General features: G+C 47.2%; 1 protein-coding gene. It reads right to left on the bottom strand.

What is annotated here, in order from left to right; genetic code table 11:
• Window positions 1-198: 198 nt before the first annotated feature.
• Window positions 199-2862 carry an alanine--tRNA ligase gene (alaS, locus tag GY683_RS05640; protein WP_297287814.1) on the bottom strand — a complete coding sequence of 888 codons (2664 nt, stop codon included), beginning with the start codon at window positions 2860-2862 and terminating at the stop codon, window positions 199-201.
• Between the last annotated feature and the right edge of the window lie 76 nt (window positions 2863-2938).

Genomic DNA, 2938 nt, shown 5'->3' with positions numbered 1-2938 from the left:
TCATCGAACGCTCGACATGAGCGTCGCCCATCACAGCCTTACGCATGGCAATGCCATCATTGTAGGTGTTGTTACCGTTTGACATAGAACACTCCATTGATATATCAATTTAACTTAAATTTGCAATCAGTATTGATATACCGACATCAATACTGATTAAGCTTTTGCCATTGCCCTCATCAACCAATCCAGAATGGATTATGCTAATGTATCGCTCAAATTAGCTTTCAATGCACTTAGTACAGCACCTAGCTTATCCGACTTCTCAGCACCGCCCTGAGCATAGTCTGGCTTGCCGCCGCCTTTGCCGCTGAGCTCTGCAGCCAGATGACGAATGATATCACCTGCTTTAACTTTATCTGTCAGACCTTTGGCGACACTTGCCGCTAGTGCTAGGTCTTTGGTCTCGCCCACCAGAACGATGACGGCATTATCAAGGCGTGATTTGGCAGTGTCCATCAGACCGCGAATGGATTTACCATCGATGCCATCAGCCTTCGTCACTAGCAGATTTATGCCATTATCAAGCTTGATAGCGTTGCTAAGTAGGCTGGCGGCCTGATAGCTGGCAAGTTTTTGCTCGGATTTCTCTAGCTGTTTTTCAAGTTCGCGGCTGCGCTCGCTTAGGTTGGTGACACGCGTTTCGATCTCGCCACGTTTTGCTTTGAAATTGGTGGCAAGATTGCCCAGAATAGATTCGCCTTGTTGAATATAGCGAATCGCTCCCATGCCAGTTAGGGCTTCGATGCGGCGTACACCTGCTGCGATACCGCTTTCAGCGACGATCTTAAACAGGCCAATATCACCAGTATGAACGACGTGCAAACCACCACAAAGCTCAATAGAAAATGGCGTCTTGTCCGCGTTCTCGCCCATGGTAAGCACGCGAACAGTCTCACCGTATTTCTCGCCAAATAGTGCCATCGCGCCTTTTTTCATGGCTTCGTCGATTGGTAGATGCTCGATTTGCACAGGGCTGTTTTTTTGGATTTGTTCGTTAACCATGCGCTCGATGGTTAATAGATCGTCTTGGCTGATCGGCTCATCATGCGAGAAGTCAAAACGCAATACCTCTGATGACACCAATGAACCTTTTTGGGCGACACCTGTACCCAGCACAGAGCGTAATGCCGCGTGCAGTAGGTGGGTTGCTGAGTGGTTCTTGGCAGATGCACGGCGGATGTCTTCGATTACTTGGGCGTGTGCACTTTGATTTGGTTTGATGCCGCCCATCTTTACGGTGCCGTAGTGGATGATGGCAGTACCTGATTTTTTGGTGTTTTGAACTTCGAACACGCCTGATTCAGTGCTAATCTCGCCAAGCTCTCCCACTTGACCGCCGCCTTCGGCATAAAATGGTGTGGCTGACAATACGATAACACCTTCATCGCCTTCGCCAAGCTCGCTGGCTTCCTTGCCATCTTGATATAGACCGATGATTTGGCTGTCGTGCTGACATAGTCCATAGCCGACGAATTCGGTTGGGTTATCCACCTTGATGGCGGCGGTATAATCCACGTCGAATTTACCTGCGTCACGCGCGCGTTCACGCTGCTCTTGCATCAATGCTTCAAAGCCATCTTCGTCAATGTTGATGTCACGCTCACGAGCGATGTCGGCCGTTAGGTCGGTTGGGAAGCCGTATGTGTCGTATAGTTTAAATACGGTTTCGCCTGACAATGTGTCACCTGAATTAAGCTTATCAAGCTCGCCTGATAGCAGACGTAGGCCTTGCGCCAGAGTTTTGGCGAATTGCTCTTCTTCTTTTAGGATGATGGCTTGAATGTATTCTTGTTTTTCAGCCAGCTCTGGATAAGCATCGCCCATTTCTTTGACCAATGCAGGCACGAGCTGATAGAAGAAGTTATCTTCTGCGCCAAGCTTATTGCCATGACGTACAGCACGGCGAATGATGCGGCGCAGCACATAACCACGACCTTCATTGCTTGGGCGAACGCCGTCAGCGATCAAGAAAGAGACGGCACGGATGTGATCAGCAACAACCTTGAATGACGGCTCAAAAGTATTGGACACGCCAATCACTTTGGCAGCAGCATCCATCAGATTAACAAAAAGATCAACTTCGTAGTTGCCTTGTTTGCCTTGCATGACTGAGCTGATGCGCTCAAGACCCATGCCTGTATCGACTGAAGGCTTTGGTAGTGGTTCTAGCGTGCCATCTTTTTGGCGGTTGAACTGCATGAATACGCAGTTCCATACTTCGACATAGCGGTCACCATCTTCTTCAGGTGTGCCAGGTAAGCCGCCTTCGATGTGCTCGCCATAGTCATAAAAAATTTCACTACAAGGACCGCAAGGGCCAGTATCGCCCATTGTCCAGAAGTTATCAGATTCGTATTGTTTGCCTTTGTCGCCGATGCGAATGATGTGCGATGGATCAAGACCAATCTCTTTATGCCAAATGTCATAAGCTTCATCATCGGTATGATAGACAGTGGCGTACAGTCTATCTTTTGGTAGGGCAAGCCAATCTTCGCTGGTCAAAAATTCCCATGCAAATTTTAGGGCGTCTTGCTTGAAATAATCACCAAAAGAAAAGTTGCCAAGCATCTCAAAGAATGTATGGTGGCGAGCGGTGTAGCCAACATTGTCAAGGTCGTTATGTTTACCACCTGCGCGAACGCATTTTTGGGAGGTGACGGCGCGATTGTAGTCACGCTTTTCAAGACCTAAAAAGGTATCTTTAAATTGGTTCATGCCTGCGTTGGTGAACAGCAGAGTGGGATCGTTATGAGGGATAAGTGATGAAGAATCAACGTGTGTGTGATTTTTGGTCTTGAAGAAATCAACAAAAGCTTGGCATACTTCGTTTAGTTGTAGGGTTTTTAAGAGATGGGTCATAACAAATCCTTGACAAAAACTGGCAAACAAATCGAGTTTTTTAAAAGTTATTAACTCTTTTGATTAATAAATCTAT

This window comes from Moraxella sp., assembly GCF_024227015.1.
GTDB lineage: Bacteria > Pseudomonadota > Gammaproteobacteria > Pseudomonadales > Moraxellaceae > Moraxella.
Note: the sequence above shows the minus strand (reverse complement) of the source record. Positions and strands in the feature narration are given on the sequence as shown.

Bases quoted from the DNA above. Each gene is read 5' to 3' on its own strand.
- alaS (WP_297287814.1), bottom strand. From the start codon at position 2,862: ATGACCCATCTCTTAAAAACCCTACAACTAAACGAAGTATGCCAAGCT.